The 16,412-nt window shown below is 63.2% G+C and carries 17 protein-coding genes; 1 reads left to right on the top strand and 16 read right to left on the bottom strand.

The genetic code is table 11. The features are described 5' to 3' along the window. Positions 1-38 precede the first annotated feature (38 nt). On the top strand, positions 39-695 hold the full coding sequence (gene nth, locus QMY55_RS10050) for an endonuclease III (RefSeq protein ID WP_283488456.1): 657 nt from the start codon (positions 39-41) through the stop codon (positions 693-695). A 73-nt stretch (positions 696-768) separates the two neighbouring features. Here the strand turns inward: nth and cobT are convergent, their stop codons facing one another. The 16 genes from cobT to QMY55_RS09970 all read right to left on the bottom strand — a co-directional run bounded on the left by cobT (position 769) and on the right by QMY55_RS09970 (position 16,348). Then, the gene (gene cobT, locus QMY55_RS10045; protein ID WP_283488455.1) at positions 769-1,890 is read right to left on the bottom strand and encodes a nicotinate-nucleotide--dimethylbenzimidazole phosphoribosyltransferase; all 1,122 of its coding nucleotides are present in this window, start codon (positions 1,888-1,890) and stop codon (positions 769-771) included. Positions 1,891-2,140: 250 nt separating this feature from the next. Further along, positions 2,141-2,560: a hypothetical protein gene (locus tag QMY55_RS10040; protein ID WP_283488454.1), complete on the bottom strand. Its 420-nt coding sequence runs from the start codon at positions 2,558-2,560 to the stop codon at positions 2,141-2,143. Between the two features lie 99 nt (positions 2,561-2,659). Then, the gene (locus QMY55_RS10035) at positions 2,660-4,135 is read right to left on the bottom strand and encodes a cobyric acid synthase (RefSeq protein ID WP_283488453.1); all 1,476 of its coding nucleotides are present in this window, start codon (positions 4,133-4,135) and stop codon (positions 2,660-2,662) included. 3 nt (positions 4,136-4,138) lie between these two features. Further along, positions 4,139-4,552 carry a DUF3037 domain-containing protein gene (locus QMY55_RS10030; RefSeq protein ID WP_283488452.1) on the bottom strand — a complete coding sequence of 138 codons (414 nt, stop codon included), beginning with the start codon at positions 4,550-4,552 and terminating at the stop codon, positions 4,139-4,141. Beyond that, positions 4,539-5,345 carry a HipA family kinase gene (locus QMY55_RS10025; protein ID WP_407650670.1) on the bottom strand — a complete coding sequence of 269 codons (807 nt, stop codon included), beginning with the start codon at positions 5,343-5,345 and terminating at the stop codon, positions 4,539-4,541. The genes QMY55_RS10030 and QMY55_RS10025 overlap by 14 nt, the downstream gene beginning before the upstream one ends. 44 nt (positions 5,346-5,389) lie before the next feature. Beyond that, the gene (locus QMY55_RS10020) at positions 5,390-6,397 is read right to left on the bottom strand and encodes an aminotransferase class I/II-fold pyridoxal phosphate-dependent enzyme (protein WP_283488451.1); all 1,008 of its coding nucleotides are present in this window, start codon (positions 6,395-6,397) and stop codon (positions 5,390-5,392) included. Next, a complete protein-coding gene (gene cbiB, locus QMY55_RS10015; RefSeq protein ID WP_283488922.1) occupies positions 6,390-7,475 on the bottom strand; it encodes an adenosylcobinamide-phosphate synthase CbiB in 1,086 nt (361 codons plus the stop codon). Before cbiB ends, QMY55_RS10020 begins: the two co-directional genes overlap by 8 nt. Positions 7,476-7,477: 2 nt before the next feature. Beyond that, entirely contained in the window at positions 7,478-8,197 is a 720-nt protein-coding gene (gene bluB, locus QMY55_RS10010; protein ID WP_283488450.1) for a 5,6-dimethylbenzimidazole synthase, read from the bottom strand. A 174-nt stretch (positions 8,198-8,371) separates the two neighbouring features. After that, the gene (locus QMY55_RS10005; protein ID WP_283488449.1) at positions 8,372-8,860 is read right to left on the bottom strand and encodes a hypothetical protein; all 489 of its coding nucleotides are present in this window, start codon (positions 8,858-8,860) and stop codon (positions 8,372-8,374) included. 155 nt (positions 8,861-9,015) lie between these two features. Then, a complete protein-coding gene (cobO, locus tag QMY55_RS10000; protein ID WP_283488448.1) occupies positions 9,016-9,585 on the bottom strand; it encodes a cob(I)yrinic acid a,c-diamide adenosyltransferase in 570 nt (189 codons plus the stop codon). A 49-nt stretch (positions 9,586-9,634) separates the two neighbouring features. After that, entirely contained in the window at positions 9,635-10,423 is a 789-nt protein-coding gene (locus QMY55_RS09995) for an ABC transporter ATP-binding protein (protein WP_283488447.1), read from the bottom strand. Next, on the bottom strand, positions 10,420-11,427 hold the full coding sequence (locus tag QMY55_RS09990) for a FecCD family ABC transporter permease (protein WP_407650690.1): 1,008 nt from the start codon (positions 11,425-11,427) through the stop codon (positions 10,420-10,422). The genes QMY55_RS09995 and QMY55_RS09990 overlap by 4 nt, the downstream gene beginning before the upstream one ends. Positions 11,428-11,447: 20 nt before the next feature. Continuing rightward, the gene (locus QMY55_RS09985; protein WP_283488445.1) at positions 11,448-12,374 is read right to left on the bottom strand and encodes an ABC transporter substrate-binding protein; all 927 of its coding nucleotides are present in this window, start codon (positions 12,372-12,374) and stop codon (positions 11,448-11,450) included. After that, positions 12,371-12,982: a bifunctional adenosylcobinamide kinase/adenosylcobinamide-phosphate guanylyltransferase gene (locus QMY55_RS09980; RefSeq protein ID WP_283488444.1), complete on the bottom strand. Its 612-nt coding sequence runs from the start codon at positions 12,980-12,982 to the stop codon at positions 12,371-12,373. Before QMY55_RS09980 ends, QMY55_RS09985 begins: the two co-directional genes overlap by 4 nt. Positions 12,983-13,002: 20 nt before the next feature. Continuing rightward, positions 13,003-14,421, bottom strand: a complete 1,419-nt coding sequence (locus QMY55_RS09975) for a cobyrinate a,c-diamide synthase (protein WP_283488443.1) — start codon at positions 14,419-14,421, stop codon at positions 13,003-13,005. Between the two features lie 7 nt (positions 14,422-14,428). Beyond that, a complete protein-coding gene (locus tag QMY55_RS09970) occupies positions 14,429-16,348 on the bottom strand; it encodes a TonB-dependent receptor domain-containing protein (protein WP_283488442.1) in 1,920 nt (639 codons plus the stop codon). Between the last annotated feature and the right edge of the window lie 64 nt (positions 16,349-16,412).

The following is a 16,412-nucleotide window of genomic DNA, read 5'->3' as shown; positions in this document are numbered from 1 at the left end:
TGAGGTTCGAGCGCCTCTAGCCACGCCACAATAGCAATATGAAAAAAAGCGATATCGAGCCTTTTTTTGCCGCACTCAAGGCTGCCAACCCCGCACCGCAAACCGAGCTGGAATACACCACGGTATTCGAGTTGCTGACTGCCGTGCTGCTGTCGGCCCAGGCCACCGATGTAGGCGTGAACAAGGCCACGCGCAAGCTGTTCCCCGTTGCCAACACGCCGCAAGCCATTCTGGACCTGGGGCAGGAGGGGCTTGAAAGCTATATCAAGACCATAGGCCTGTACCGCAGCAAGGCCAAGCATCTGATGGAAACCTGCCGCATGCTGGTCGAGCTGCATGGTGGCAAGGTACCCGCCACGCGCGAAGAGCTGGAAGCCCTGCTCGGTGTGGGCCGCAAGACCGCCAATGTGGTGCTGAACGTGGCTTTCGGCCAACCCACCATGGCCGTGGACACGCATATCTTCCGCGTCGGCAACCGCACGGGGCTGGCCCCTGGCAAGAATCCGCTGGAAGTGGAAAAGCAGCTGATGAAGCGCGTGCCCGATGACTACGCGGTCGACTCGCACCACTGGCTGATTCTGCTGGGCCGCTATGTCTGTCAGGCACGCAAGCCGCGTTGCTGGGAATGTGTGGTTTCGCAGTACTGCGATTTTTCGCCCAAGACACCGGCACCCAGCGCTGCTAAAAAAGCATAAAAACAGCTTGAAACGCTTATTGATACAGCGCAACAAGCTATCAATTTTGCATTTCTAGCCCAACACTGAATGACTAGCTTTTGGTGCTGACGCCGGCCGACTCGAAGCTCGCCATCTCATTGAGCATGGTGCAGGCCGACTGCAGCAGCGGCCAGGCCAGCGCAGCCCCCGACCCCTCGCCCAGGCGCAGCTGCCAATCCAGCAATGGTTGGGCCTGCAGATGCGCCAGCATGCGCTGATGACCGGGCTCCCCGGAGCGGTGGGCATAGATGCAGCGCTGCAGCACATGGGGTTGCATACGACTGGCTACCAGCACGGCCGCCGTGGTGATGAAACCATCGACCACAATCACGCGGCGCTCTGCCGCGGCCTGCAACACCGCACCTGTCATGGTGGCAATCTCCAGCCCGCCCATGGCCGCCAGCACGGCCAAGGGGTCGCTCACGCCGGCATGATGATCCAGTACCTGACGCAGCACCGCGATCTTGCGCGCCAGTCCTTCGGCATTCAGGCCCGTACCCGCGCCCGTCACCTCTTGCACGGGCTCGCCACACAGCCGCGCCAGCAGCAATGAGGCGCTGGAGGTGTTGCCAATCCCCATCTCGCCCAGCAGCAGTGCGTTGCCAGGCAGGCTTTTGACCAACTGAGCGCCATTGCGCAGTGCATGCGCGCATTGCTCGGCCGTCATGGCCACGCCCTCGCTGCAGTCGGCCGTGCCGTAGGCCACTTTTCTGCGCCACAGCCGGGGCTCGCTGGCCTGGGGCAGCTTGTGCTCGGGGTCTTGCTCACGTACGGCAAAGTCCCGCGCCACGCCACAATCCACCACGTTGAGGGCAATGCCGTGCTGGCGCGAGAGCACGCTCACCGCTGCGCCACCGGCCAGAAAGTTCTCCACCATCTGCCAGGTCACATCTACGGGGTAAGCAGACACGCCCTTGGCGGCCAGTCCGTGGTCGGCGGCAAACACCACCATCTGAGGCGCTTCAAGCTGGGGCGTATCAGTGCCCAGAATGCACGCCATGCGCAGCGCCTGCTGCTCCAGCACGCCAAGCGAGCCCACGGGCTTGGTCTTGAAATCCAGCTTGTGCTGTACGCGCTCCTGCAGATTCGCATCGTGAATATCCCCCACTCGCGGGCAGGACCAGATGACGGACAAAGAGGAATCAGAGAAGTCGGAGGTTGGAACGGAGCTCATGCATGCAGTCATTCCCGGTGCCTCGAAGCCATGCACCGACCACCACCGGGATGCGGCCAGCACGCTTGCAACAGCCCTCAAGTATCGCGCTTTCAACGGCCGCAGCTTCGCTCTGGGCATGAAAATTGACACCCCACGCTCCCCACTTCGTGTGGTCGCTGCCCCTCCGAGAGGGATGTTTTTCATCTTGGGGCGGCCCGGCGATGAAAAAAGGCCCCGAAGGGCCTTTGCTTGTGAATGCCGGCAGCGATTACTGGTTCACCGGCACTTCGACCGTGGATTCGCGCAGGATGCCGCCTTCCTTCACCGATCCGCTGACTGCGCCCTGCTTGACACGCTCGGCACAGGCCTGGCGATCGATATCGGTTTTGAACACTGCGCAGCGTGCAAATGCATTGCGCTCGTACTGATCAGGACCCTTGCCGTCATCGAGACGACCGCGCTGCGCTTCGGCCTTGGCAGCCGCCGCCTCGCGCGCAGCGGGGTTGGCATCGTGGCGGTGGTGACGGTGATGCTTGTGGGCTTGCTTCTTCATTGCAGCCGCTGCGGGCTTGGCTGCGTCCTGAGCCGCTTCGGGTGCAGCAGGAGTCTGCGCATTGGCAAAGCCTGCTGCAATCAGCACTGCAGCACCCAAGGCCAGTTGCAAGATACGCATTGCGGAATGAACCATATGAAACTCCGTTCCCAATAAGTGAATGACTGTGCTAGCTTGCACGCTATCCATGTTCACTTTTATCGGTACAGCACACAAGCCCATGCAAGGCTAGGCCTACAGCAGAGGCAGACTTTTTTGCCCTGGCTCAAGTTCGAACCACTGCTCCACGCCCTTGGCCAGGCGCTCAAACACCTGATCCAGACTGGGTGCGGCATGACCGAACAGCGCATGGATCACGCTTGCATTTTCGAACAAGCCATGCAGATAGGTGCCCACCACCGCCGGGTTGCCGCCCTGCCACAGCATGCCGGACAGCAGCTCTTGCGCAGGCTGGGCCGAGTCGGCCTGCATATCGGCACGCAGCTGGGTTTGGCCGTGGTGAATTTCATAGCCCGCAGCCACCGCACCGCTGAGTGCCTGCCATGGGGCTTGCAGCGTGGGCATGGTCATGGTCGTGGGTTTTACGGTCTTTTCATGCGCAAACAAGGTCGCCAGCGGCAGCAGGCCCAGACCCGCCGCGTTGCCGTCCACACCATGCAGATCAATCAGCGCCTCACCCAGCATCTGCAGGCCACCGCAAATACCCAGCACGCGCTTGCCGGCATCGGCATGGGCGACGACGGCCGCATCCAGGCCCTGCTTGCGCATCCAGGCCAGATCGGCCTCGGTGGCCTTGCTACCGGGCAGGATGACCCAGTCAGCATCGGCGATCTGCGCAGGCGTTCGCGTCCAGACCACACGCACGCCGGGTAGCTGCAACAGCGGCTGGAATTCATCCAGATTGCTGATACGCGGATAGGCCACGATGGCGATGCTCGTGTGCACCAACTGGCCCGCACCTGTGCTGCCTCGGTCGTCAAACACGCCATCTTCCTCTGGCAAGCCATGGTGAAACTGCATGGGGATACAGGCCACGGTGGGCACGCCCGTCCTGTCCTGCAGCATCTGCGGCGCCGGTGCCAGCAGCGACGCGTCGCCCCGGAACTTGTTGAGCACAAAGCCCTTGATCAGCTTTTGCTCATCCTCCGGCAGCAGCGCCCAGGTGCCGTAGAGATGGGCAAATGCCCCGCCCCGGTCGATATCGGACACCAGCAGACAATGCGCATTGCAATGCTTGGCCACGCGCATGTTCACGACATCGCTGGCATGCAGATTGATCTCGGCGGGCGAGCCTGCGCCTTCAATCACCACCACATCGTTTTCCGCACGCAGCGCATCGAGTGCCTGGGCGATCTGCGGCCAGACCTTGAGGCTACGCCCACGCCATGGCATCTTGGACAGCGCCTCGTCCACCTGGCCAAACAGCACCACCTGGCTGCGTGTATCGGCCTCGGGCTTGAGCAGCAGCGGGTTCATGCGCACATCGGGCACGGCACCTGCGGCCAGGGCCTGAAGATACTGCGCGGTGCCGATCTCGCCCCATTGGCCATCGGGAGTGGCAACCACGCGTGCGTTATTGCTCATGTTCTGCGCCTTGAAGGGCGCGACCTTCAGGCCCAGGCTGCGGTAGTAGGCGCACAGCGCCGTGGCCACCCAGCTCTTGCCCGCGCCACTGCTGGTGCCCAGCACCATGATGCAAAGTGCTGTCATGTCTCAGTGATTGAAAGTTGTTTCAACAGGAATCGGAAGCACCATGCGCTGCATGATGCGGGCAAGCGCCTCACCGGGCTGCAGGCACAGCCCCATATGGGAGGGTGAGGTCTGAATAATGCTGCTGCGCTTGGCCGTCAACCAGTGATAGCGCGAGCGCATGGGCAACTGGGCGATGGGGCCTCCATGGGCTGCACCTTCACAGATGGCGACAATGGCGCCCAGATGACGGCGCACGGTCTCCAGATCCACATTGGGGTCCAGCGCCAGCAGACGCTTCTCGTCGAGCGCGATCGCAGCCTCCAGATGGCCGGTGCGCTGGCAGGAGAGAATGACACCCACGTTCACAAACTCCTCGCGTTCCACACGCGGAACCACCCGCACGACCGCGTAGTCGTACACCTCATGCGCGTGCATCTATCACTCCCTGCAACCAGCGGCCCCGCTCGGCCAAGCGAGCCACAAAATAATTCACATAGGCTGCGCGGTGTGCCTGCGCATCGCGCAGCAGCTCGCTGTCACGGTCAGCGGCGGCCTGCTCCAGAAAGCAGTCGGGCACCAGGGCCAAGATAGCGGCCAATACCTCGGGCGTCAGCCTGGCCGCCAGCTCCTCGTCCACCTCGGCCAATTGGCTGGCCAGCGGCAGCAGCACATGCTCGCTACTGGGCGCAAAGGGCTTGGCCGGATCGGCGACGGCGCCGTTCCATGCATGGTGAAAGGTCAGACTGGCACCATGATCTATCAACCAGGGCTGCTTTTTGCACATCAGCATATTGGTGTTGCGCGCCGTGCGGTCCACATTGCTGACCAGGGTGTCAAACCAGACCAGACGCGAGGCAAAATCGCTGTCCACCACATCCACGGCCGGGTCAAAGTTGATGGCCCCGGGCAGATAGTCCAGTGCCACGTTGAGGCCATCGCTGGCGCGAATCAGATCCTGAATTTCAGGGTCGGACTCGGTACGTGCCAGCAGAGCGTTCAGCCGGGCCAGCACGATCTCGGGCACGGGCAGGCCCAGAGCACGGGCCATCTCGCCCGAGACGATCTCGGCAATCAGGGCACGCACGCCCTGGCCGGCCCCGCGGAATTTGAGGACATAGGTCCCCAGATCATCGGCTTCGACAATCGCGGGCATGGAGCCGCCTTCGCGCAGCGGCGTGACATAACGCTCCACCAGCACGGAGCGCAGCTTCGGTGTTTGAGAGTCCATGCGAAATGGTAGCGCCTCACGCTACTGCGGCCGGGGTTGCAAGGTCATTTCAGGCTCAACCACGCGCGCTCCAGCGCGGCCTGAGATATGGGCGGCAGCACGCCCAGGCGCACATGGCCCGGCAAGCCAAAGCTGGCGCAGTCGCGCAGCTTGATGCCCTGCGCCCGCAAACCGGCCAGGGACTGCGCCACATCATCGACCGGCAACCGCACCACAAAATAATTGGCCTGATGACCAGGCAGCACCTGCCAGCCCAGACGCTCGCACAGCGCCAGCTGCTGTGCCTTCCAGCGCCGCAAGGTCGCCCGGCTCTGTGCCAGCCATTGCTGGACCTCATCCGTCACCCAGGCTTGCAACATGGCCACGCCATGCGTTCCCACCACCCAGGATGCAGCCAGCGCGCGCAATGCCTGCATCTCTGCAGCAGGCGCATGCACGGGCGCTATCGCATAGGCCGCGCGCACGCCCGTCATGCCCAGGGCCTTGTTGGGAGTCCATAGTTGCCAGACCGCATCCAGCGCACGCTCTGGCGCATCGCCTTCCAGCCACAGCGGGCGGTAAGCGCAGTCCAGCACCCGCCATTCCTTGGCCTCGGGGCCCTGTTGCCAGGCTGGCCAGATGTCTTCCACTGCGCCCAATGGGCTGGACGGCTCACAGGCCCAGCTCAGCAGAGGCGGCGTGGCAGTCTCGGTGCGGCGGCATAGCGCCAGCCGCCATACGCGTGCCGCCTGCAGGTAGTCGCCATAGTGGTGCCTGGGAAACTGCACGCTTTTGCCGCCACTGCGCACCACATGCAGGGTGATGCGGTGAATCAGCTCGCTGCTGCTGCCGCCGATCAGAATGCGCTCCAGCGCCACGCCATGAAACGCCGCCAGCTGCTGGCGCAGCACGGTGTATTGCGGGTCCGGATACTGGGCCACATGGGCCGCCTGCAGCGCTTTCACCGCCGTGGGACATGGGCCGCAGGCATTGCGGTTGGTCGAAAAATCATGCGCAGGCACGCCCTGCGCATCGGTGCCGCCATGCATGGCGGCTGCATTCACATCAAACATGAGCCAACCGCTTCCACATCCACAGCGCCATCAAAACCATAGCTATCAGCGCAAGCAGCACCTGCGCTACAACCACCTTGGAAGCCAGACTCACCGAGCGCAGCAAGTCCTCGGACCGTGGTGCATGTCCCTGGGGGTTGAGCCGGTACACACCAGGCTTGGACAGCTGCACGCCCAGCACCTGGGCCATGGCTCCCATGGGCCAGCCGCCATTGGGCGAAGGCGTCACCCGCGCATCGCAGCGCAGGGCTTGCCATCCAAGCCCCCCTGCCACCAGCGCCAGCCAGGCCGCCGTGATGCGTGCCGGAATCCAGTTGAGCACATCGTCGGCCCGCGCTGCCCACTTGCCTGCCCACTGCCAGTGACGGCGCTGATCGCCCTGGCCGCGCCAGCCCGGATAGCCCCACATGGCATCGGCGGTATTGGCCAGGCGGTAGACGGCTGCGCCGGGCAGGCCCGCAACAATGAACCAGAACAGCGGCGCGATCACCGAATCGCTGAGGTTCTCGGCCAGCGTCTCGATCGCGCTTTCGCGCACCGTGGCTGCATCCAGCTGCGTGGTATCGCGACTGACCAGCCAGCTCAAACGCTCCCGCCCCGCAGGCAGCGACTGCTGCAGGGCAGACTCCACCGCTAGCACCTCGTCCTTGAGCATGCGCCAGGACAGCAGCGGCTTGAGCAGCACGCCCACCAGAATGCCGTGCAACCACCAGGGCTGGTAAGGCAGCAAAAACTGGAGGGTCCAATAGATAGCAAAAACCATAGCTGCCAGCACACACCAGACAAGCGCTGCGAGCATGAAACGCTTGTAATCCCTGGCAATCTCGGCACGCGGTGCCAGCAGGCGTCCTAGCCCGCCCAGCAGCTTGCCCATATAAACCACAGGGTGCAGCCACATGGGCGGCTCGCCCCAAAGCCTGTCGAGCAGCAGCGCCACCAACACGGCCATCAGCACATTGCACAGATTGTGGGCGGGGGGCAGAAAAGACTCGACCTCTGTCGCAGTGGCGACTTGCCAGAGCCAGGCCAGCGGGCTGAAAGACCATGCCAGAAGGTCCCACCAACTGATGGTGACCATATTCATGGTGCAGGCTGTCCCTTGCCCGCGCCCTGGTTTGCGCCCTCTTCCCAGACATCGTCCATCAGCATGTCCTGCAGCGGCGCGCGGCTGGCCCATTTCTCCTGCTGCAGCATGGGGGCTGCGTAATAGGCATCAACGGGGCCCAGACACAGCACGCCCAGGGGGTGCGCGCCGCCTGGCATCTTCAGCAACTGCGCCAGCGCCAGCGGATCGAAAATCGACACCCAGCCCATGCCCAGGCCCTCGGCCCGTGCCGCCAGCCAGAGGTTTTGAATCGCGCAGGCCGTGCTGGCGATATCCATCTCGGGCAAGGTACGGCGGCCAAAGATATGGGCTTCGCGCCCCGGCGGCATGGCCACGACCAGCACCTCGGCCGCATCGAGCACGCCCTGGACCTTGAGCTTCATGAAATCTTCTTCACGTTCACCCAATGCCTGGGCCGTGCGTACACGCTCCTCCTCGACCAGCGCGTGAATCTGCTTGCGCAGATCAAGGCTTTTGACACGGATGAAACGCCAGGGCTGCATGAAGCCGACGCTGGGCGCATGGTGGGCCGCACGCAACAGCCGCAGCAGCACCTCGTCGCTGACCTCGCCGCCGGCAAAGTGGCGCATGTCACGGCGCTCGTATATGGCGCGGTAGACGGCAGCGCGCTCGGCCTCGGTAAAAGGCGTGGCGGGGATGGTGGGCGAGCCCTGAGTTTTGTCTGATGCTGACATGCCCACATTGTCCTGCAACCCACTGGCTTGCAACAGGGAAAAAGCGCTAGCGGAAAACACAATCGTCCATTCTTGATTTCGGTGCGGAAACTGCAAAAAGCACAGCGCTTTGTCTGTGCTTTTGCGCAGCATCTGCCTGCGGCTCAGCGCTTTGCCATTTGTTTGCCGGGCCGCTCAGCTGCCCACATGCATGGTAAAGCGCGCACCATTGTTCAGCTCGCATTGGCCTGTGCCCAGCGTGCCGGAGTTCATCTGATAGGTGCAGCGCATCCAGCCGCCACGCGCGCCCACGCCATTGGCCACGCCTGTTCTTGCGCTATTGGCACTGCGCGTGGCTTCGCCGGTATAGGTTTCACCCAGAATATTCGCGGTGAAAATGCCGCGCCCATGCATATCGTTGGTGACCGTGCCCTGCACCAGGCCATAGCGCGCTGCCAGGTCATTGGCGGGATACATGCGAGCATTGAAAGTCACAGCCGTGTTCACGGGAGCCACGCTCTGAACCGCCGCAGCAGGCGACTGAACCGGCCCGCCGGGCACGGGCTGCACAGGAACCACGTAGCAGGCAGTCAGCAGGACGCTGGATGCCGCCAGTGCGGCGACCTGCGCGGCAAGACGGGTGTACCGGGAAACAGGGGAAACAGATGCAATGCTGCTAGACATATGACGTGAACAAGGCCCAGGTGAATTCCTGTGACTGCAGTCTGCAGGGGTAGACGGTCTGCGGGCCCCGTCTATGTCACAAGTGGCGCGGCATCAGCTTGCCGGCATCCTGCGGCGATACTTTGGACCGATTCTTCTGGATCGCAGCTTGCGGATCAGTCCTCAATACCGCGCTGGGCGGGCACGCCGGCCTGGAATGCATGCTTGATCAGCGTCATCTCGGTCACCGTATCGGCGATATCGATGATTTCCTGCGGGCAGCGGCGGCCCGTCAGGCAGACATGCACTTCCTTGGGACGGGCCTGGAGTGTGTCCAGCACCTCCTGCAAAGGCAGCCAGCCGTAGATCAGCGGGTAGGTGATTTCGTCGAGCACGACCAGGAAATACGCGCCCGACAGAATGTCGGCCTTGGCTTTTTCCCAGCCGTCGCGGGCCAGCTGAGCCGAATGGTCAAGGTCCTTGCTCTTCCAGCTGAAGCCGTCGCCCAGCCCCTCTATGGGCAGGCCCACCTGCTCGGCCAGGCGGTGTTCGCCAAAGCGTGCCGTCGGCACTTTCATGAACTGATAGACCTTGACGGCCTTGCCCCGGCCCGTGGCGCGAAAAGCCAGGCCAAACGCAGCCGTGCTTTTGCCCTTGCCGTTGCCGGTGTTGACGATGAGCAGGCCGCGGCGCTCGCCCTCGGGCTTTTCATAGGGCTTTTCGGTGGGAGGAGTTTCAATATTCATAGCTTCTCACGCTTATTCAACAAGGGCCACAGGGCCAAAAGACTAAAAATCAGGTCATGCGTGGCAAAGCCAGCCAGTGGCCGTCCAGCTCGCGCACCTGAATGCGGTTTTCAAAAACGGATTCCAGCGCGCGATGCGTGGCGGGGTCGGCACAACGGCCATGCTGGATGACGCAGCCGTCACTCAAGATGACCATCTCGTCGGCCAGCAAGGCAAACGACAGCTCATGCAGCACGCTGACCACGGTCACGCCCTGCTGCACCAGGCTGCGCGCGGTCAGCATCCAGTCGGTCTGATGCGGCGGGTCCAGATTGGCCAGGGGTTCGTCCATCAGCAGCACCTGGGCCTGCACGGCCAGCGCCCGCGCCAGCAGCACGCGCTGGCGTTCACCGCCGGACAACTGGCCCAGACTGCGCTGGCGCCATTCCCATGCATGGGTCTGGCGCAGCGCCTGCTGCACGGCCTGGTGGTCGGCTGCGCTCGCAGGTGCCAGCCAGCCCTGGTGTGGCAAGCGGCCCAACATGACCACGTCGTAGACGGACATGTCGCCGGCCACGGCCTGGTTCTGCCCCAGCCAGGCCAGGGTTTGAGCACGTTCGCGGCTGCTCCAGCCTTGCAGCGGCCGGCCTTGCAGCAATACCTGACCGCTTTGGCTTTGATGGCCTGCCTTCATGCCAGCCATGGCGCGCAGCAGCGTGGATTTGCCCGCACCATTGGGGCCGACGATGGCCGTCGAGCGCGAGCGTGCAATCTGCAGATCGATGTTGCGCAGCACTTCGCGCTCGCCCAGTTGCACACGCAAATCAGAGACCGCCAGGGTGAAGGTGATTTCGCTCATGCGCCCTCCCCGCCTTGCAATGCGCCACGCCTGTGCATCAGCCACAGCAGATAGCTGCCGCCCAGCACGGCCGTCAGCACGCCAATCGGCAGCTCCTGCGGGGCAAGCAGCCAGCGCGCCAGCAAATCTGCGGCCAGCAGCAGCACAGCGCCCATCAGGCAGCTCAGAACCAGCAGCCAGCGATGCAGCGCCCGCACCATGGAGCGCACCAGATGCGGCGCAGCCAGCCCCACAAACGCAATCAACCCCGTCTGCGCTACCGCCGTGCCCGTGGCCATGGCCAGCAGCACGATCAGCAGCAGCCGCAGCGGCGCCAGCGGCAGGCCCAGACTATGGGCCGTGGCTTCACCCAGCGCCAGACCGTCAAGCACGCGGCTCAACCCCCAGGCCAGTACCAGAGTGGGCAGCAACACCCACAGCATCAGCGCACAGGCATTCCAGCCCACAAAGGCCGTGCTGCCCAGCATGAAGGATTGCATGGCCTGCATGACATCCAGGTTCATCATCAGCACCAGCGATGCGGCGGCGCCCAGCACCACTCCTACCACCACTCCGGCCAGCAATAGCCGCATGGTGTTGTGCACGCCCTTGGCCAGCACCAGGGTCAACACCACGGCCAGCACCGCCCCCGTGAAAGCTGCACCCGTCACGCCCCAGCGTGCCAGCCCGGCCAGTGCAAACGGCGACACACCCAGCGCCGCCATGGCCAGCGCCACACCCAGCGATGCACCGGAGGCACTGCCCAGCAGATAAGGATCGGCCAGCGGGTTGCGAAACACGCCTTGTGCAATCGCACCAGCCAGCCCCAGCAAGCCACCCGCCAGCAAGGCGCCGACCGTGCGCGGCAGGCGAATATCCATCACGATCTGCCAGGCCAGCGGGTCTGAACACGCCTTCCACACGCTTTCAAAACCCGTGCTGCCAATGCCTGCGCCCAGGACGGCCAACCCCAAAACGGCCAGCGTCAGCCACAGCAGCAGCCAGGGCGCAGCCTGCCCTTGCATGCGGCCAGACCTCATGGCCTTCATTTCGACGAAACCTGCTTTTCAGCCAGGCCTTGCAGGCAGCGGGCCATGATGTGCGCGGCCTCGGCCATGCGCGGGCCGGGGCGTATCAGAATGTCGGACTGCTCGGGCGTGAAGCGGCAGATGGACCCTGCACGCACGGCGCGCATCTGAGCCCAACCCGGGTATTCGGGCACCCCGTTTTTCCAGCTGCGCTCGCCCGCCATCAGCACATCGGGATCTGCCTTGACCACATATTCGGGATTGATGCGCGGGAAGGGACCCAGCTTGGCATCGATCACATTGCGCAGATGCAGCGCAGTCAATGTCTCGCCAATGAACGATTTTTCACCGGCCGCATAAGGTCCGCGACTGGCTTCAAAGAACACACGCTGGCCACGCATGACTGGCGGCACGCTATCGGCGGCGCGCTGCATATCGGCTTCGATTCGGGCCCAGACCTTGTCTGCGCCCTGCGCTGGCGGCAGTTGCAGCAAGCTGCCGATTTTCTGCAGCACCGTGCGAGCCTCGGCCTGAGTGCGCGGCTCCAGCGCCACCACCTTCAGCCCCAAGGCTTCCAGCCGCCCCACGGCCCGCGACGCAGTGGAGACCAGCACCAGATCGGGCTTGAGAGCGACTATGGCTTCCACATTGGGGTCCAGCCCGCCACCCACCACAGGCAAGCTCTTCACATGGGCCGGCCAGTTGGAGTAGCGATCCACACCGACCAGACGGTTGCAAGCGTCCAGCGCGCACAAGCTCTCCGTCAGCGACGGCAGCAGGCTGATGATGCGCTGCGGCGCCTGCGGCAAAGTCACTTGCACGCCCCGCGCATCGGTGATCTGCACAGGGCCGGAAGATTGCGCCCGGACCGGCGCTGCCGCGCTAAGCCACAATGCCGCAGCCAGTACCACTGCCTGGCGGCCAATCGCGCTGAATGTCTTCATGGCTGAACTCCTTTGACGGCAATGGGCAGGCCCGCGCACATCAACGTGACGCTTTCGCAATGCGCAGCCACTTGCTGATTGAGCACACCCAGCGCATCGACAAAGGCTCGCACCTCTTTGCCCATGGGAATCACCCCCAGACCGATCTCGTTGCCCACCACGATGACGGGGCCTGCGGCCCCATCCAGCGCTTTCAAAAAGAGAGCTAGCTGCGCTGTCCAGTCTTGCGCTTGAGGCTGATTCTTATCAGATTCCTCTGTTTGCGCAGGCATCAGCCAGTTGGTCAGCCACAGAGTCAGGCAATCGATCACCAGCAGACGCTCAGGCCTGCTATGCACGGCCAGCACACCGGCCAGATCGAGTGGCTCCTCAAGGGTCTGCATGCCAGGCACACGCTCGGCCCGGTCGCGCTGGTGGCGGGCAATGCGCTCCACCATCTCCGCATCCCAGGCCTGGCCCGTGGCGACCAGCACCGCCTCATGGCGGGAATCGGCCTGCAACCACTGGCGCGCCAGCAGTTCGGCCCGGCGGGACTTGCCGCTTTTCTGGCCGCCCAGCAAAAGCAGGCTGCGCGGCAGGCCAGGGAAGGAGGTGGGTGCTGTACTCATGATTCTGAAAGAGGCTTTTTCTAGCTCTCGATTGTTGCGCCAAACAACCAGGCCGCTGCCGCTGGACAGGACGCGAACCAAGCATGAAAGTAGCTGGCCCGCACGCTGCCAGATTCATAGAAGGCCTCGCCGCGTTCAGCCTGTACCTCTGCGCCCGGACGGCTGCTACGGGTGCTGAACTGCATATCCGTGTCAAGACGGCTGTAGTGAAAAGTGTGGCCGCGCAGCAAGCCCACGGGCAGCGCCAGCTGCTGCATGCCCAGGCCACCGAGGCGGCTTTGCATGACAACCCGCCCGGGCAACACACCCCATAAAGGCTGGCTGTGCCCCTGCAAGTCGGTCACGGATTCGCACAAGGCCAGCATGCCGCCGCATTCGGCCCACAAGGGCTTGCCCTGCTTCACATGCCCGGTTATGGCATCACGCAAACCGGTGTTGGCAGACAGTGCCGCCGCATGCAGCTCCGGATAGCCGCCCGGCAGCCACAGCGCATCGCAGTCAGGCAAGCCATCGCCCGCCAGCGGAGAGAAAAAGCAAAGCTCCGCCCCCATGGCCTGCAGGCAGTCCAGATTGGCGCGATAGATAAAAGAGAAAGCCGCATCACGCCCAATGGCGATGCGCTTGCCGGCCAGCCAGGGCTTGAGCATTGGCTGGCCGCCCGTTGACTCTGGCTGCGCGAAGTCCACGCACCAGTCCTGCCAACTGGAACTGGGTTGCCCAGGCTCTGCGCTCCAGGGCCGCTGGCCAAGTGGAGTCCGGGCCAGCGCATCGGCTGCGGTATCCAGACGCTGCAGCGCATCGCTTAGCTCATGGGCTGCAATCAGGCCCAGATGCCGCTCGGGCAGCAGCGCTGCCGTGCGCGCCTTGGGTGAAGCCTCGCCCAATTGCACACTGGGCATGGCACCCAGCCACATTTGGGGATCGCGCAGACCTTTGTGGAGCAGGTCTGCATGGTGCTGCGTCGCCACGCGATTGGCCAACATGCCGGCCCAGCGCAAGCCGGGCTGGTAATGCTGCAATCCATAGGCCAGCGCCCCGAAAGTGCCGGCCATCGCCGAAGCATCGATGACGGCCAGCACCGGCAAGCCCAGGCGCTGAGCCAGATCGGCCGCACTGAGATTGCCGTCGAACAGGCCCATGACGCCCTCGACCAGAATGAGGTCGGCGCTCTGCGCTGCCTCATGCAGACGTTGGCGCACATCGGCCTCACCCGTCATCCACAGGTCCACCGAATGCACGGGGTTGCCGCTGGCCAGCTCATGCCAGTACGGGTCCAGAAAATCCGGCCCGCACTTGAACACACACACCTTGCGCCCCTGGCGCGCATGCAGCCGCGCCAGTGCCGCCGTGATTGTGGTCTTGCCCTGGCCCGAAGCCGGGGCGCTGATCAGAACAGCGGGACAGCGAACGACAGGCCCATGCATATCAGCGGATGTCATGACGGTCTCAATTACCTTCCCACTTCACGCCGATATAGCCGCTACGGCCTTCGGTGGCATAGTTCCCCTTGGTCATGGTGTCATATGCCAGCGCATAGCTCTTGTTGGTCAGATTATTGATACGCGCTATCAGACTCCATTGAGGTGTCAGCTGCTTTTGCGCCGTCAGATGCCATAACGTGTAGCCCCCCAGGACTCTTGTGTTCGCCGCATCATCGAAACGCTTGCTGGCAGCCTGCATCTCCGCCCCCAGCTTCCACCCCGCCAGCATGGTGTCGGCCGAGAGGTTCAGATAGCGCTTGGAGCGGCGGGCCAGTTGCAGGTCCTTGTCGGTATCCCGAGGATTCTGGAAGTCCACCGAACCCTGCAGATTCACCACGCCCAGGCGAGTGGTTGCTGCCAGGGTGATGCCTTCGTAGCGGGCATTGGCGACGTTGGCATAGCAACCGCCGTAGGGGCCAGTATTGCCAGGGCAAGCACCGGTCTTGCCCACATAGTTGATGAGATTGGAGAGGTTGTTGCGGTAGACGGTTGCCGAGAAGCTGTCACTGCCCTTGCCCCACTTCAAACCTAGCTCCACATTGCGACCTTTTTCAGGCTTCAGGCTGGCATCGCCATATTGGCTGAAGCGCTGATACAGCGTGGGCGCGCGAAATGCGGTCCCCGCCGATGCCGTGGCACGCCAGTTGGGCATGAACTCATAGCCATAAGCCGCGCTGCCCGTGGTGTGGCCGCCGAATTCGCTGTCCCGGTCATGACGCGCATTGAGTTGCAGCGTGTGCTTTCCTTCGTGCAGGCCATAGCCCAGCGCCAGTGCATTCTGGGAACGGCTGCGACTGCCGATATCGAGGCCGTTGTTGACCAGCTTGTCTTCACGGCGCTCAAGCGCTGCGGTCACCGTCTGCGTACCCAGCTTCCATTCGTTCTGGAACAGATAGCTGTGCAAACGCGTATCGGTTTCATAGACGCTGGGCTTGGTCTGATAGAAGTCGCGTGACTGCGTGTACTGCAGACGTGTGCTGTAGACATCGCTCCACTTGGCCAGCCAATTCAAGCCAACGGCACTCATCTTGTAGATGCTGCGATCATCGGCTGCGCTGACGTCGTAACCAGCATTCATATAGCTGGTCAGCGCCGTGGCCTCAACACGTTGATTGGGGTTGATTTGATAGCCGATGCGGCCGTTGAATGCATTGCTGCGATAGCCATCCGCATCGGGGTTGGCATCGGCAGAGGTCTTGGAGTTAAAGCCATTGCTGCTGGCATGCGACACGCCCAGGTTGTAATCCCAGCCAGCCTGCCCGCCGCTGACGCCAACCTGCGCCTTCACGGTTCCGCGACTTCCCCAGCCCAGTCCTACATAGGGCTTGGCCTTGCCTTCGCCCTTTTTGGTGAAGATCTGCACTACGCCGCCAATCGCATCCGAGCCATAGACGGCCGCAGCCGGGCCACGCAACACTTCGATGCGGTCAATGGCCTCCAGGGGGATATCCTGCCAGGAAGCTCCGCCAGTGGACTGGGAGTCCACGCGCACTCCGTCAATGTAGACCGCAGTGAAACGATTGTCGGCTCCACGCAGATAGACGCTGGAGTTGGAGCCCAGTCCGCCGTTGCGCACCATCTGCACGCCGGGCAACCTGGAGAGCACATCGGCAACGCCAGCCGCTCCTGCAGCCTCTATCGTTTCGCGGTCGACAATGGACATGTCGGCAACCAGATCCGACAAAGGCTGCTCCACTCGGTTTGCAGTGACGACGGTCTCCCGCAAAGTAGCGGTATCGGCCAACGCTAGCTGCTGGGCCTGGACACCGCCAGCAAGAAGCACAGTGGCCAGAATTGTGGGACGGATTGCGAAGGCCGTGCGTGCACACGCACCCGAAGCCGCCTGTGCAGAAGAAGCGCACAGAGGCAAATATTGCGAACTCATGGGAAGCAAATCACACAAAGACGCCCAAGCCAGCCTACCCGCCGGCACTGGGCAATACATGCTC

It is taken from the genome of Comamonas resistens (assembly GCF_030064165.1).
Classification (GTDB): Bacteria; Pseudomonadota; Gammaproteobacteria; order Burkholderiales; family Burkholderiaceae_C; genus Comamonas; species Comamonas resistens.
Note: the sequence above shows the minus strand (reverse complement) of the source record. Positions and strands in the feature narration are given on the sequence as shown.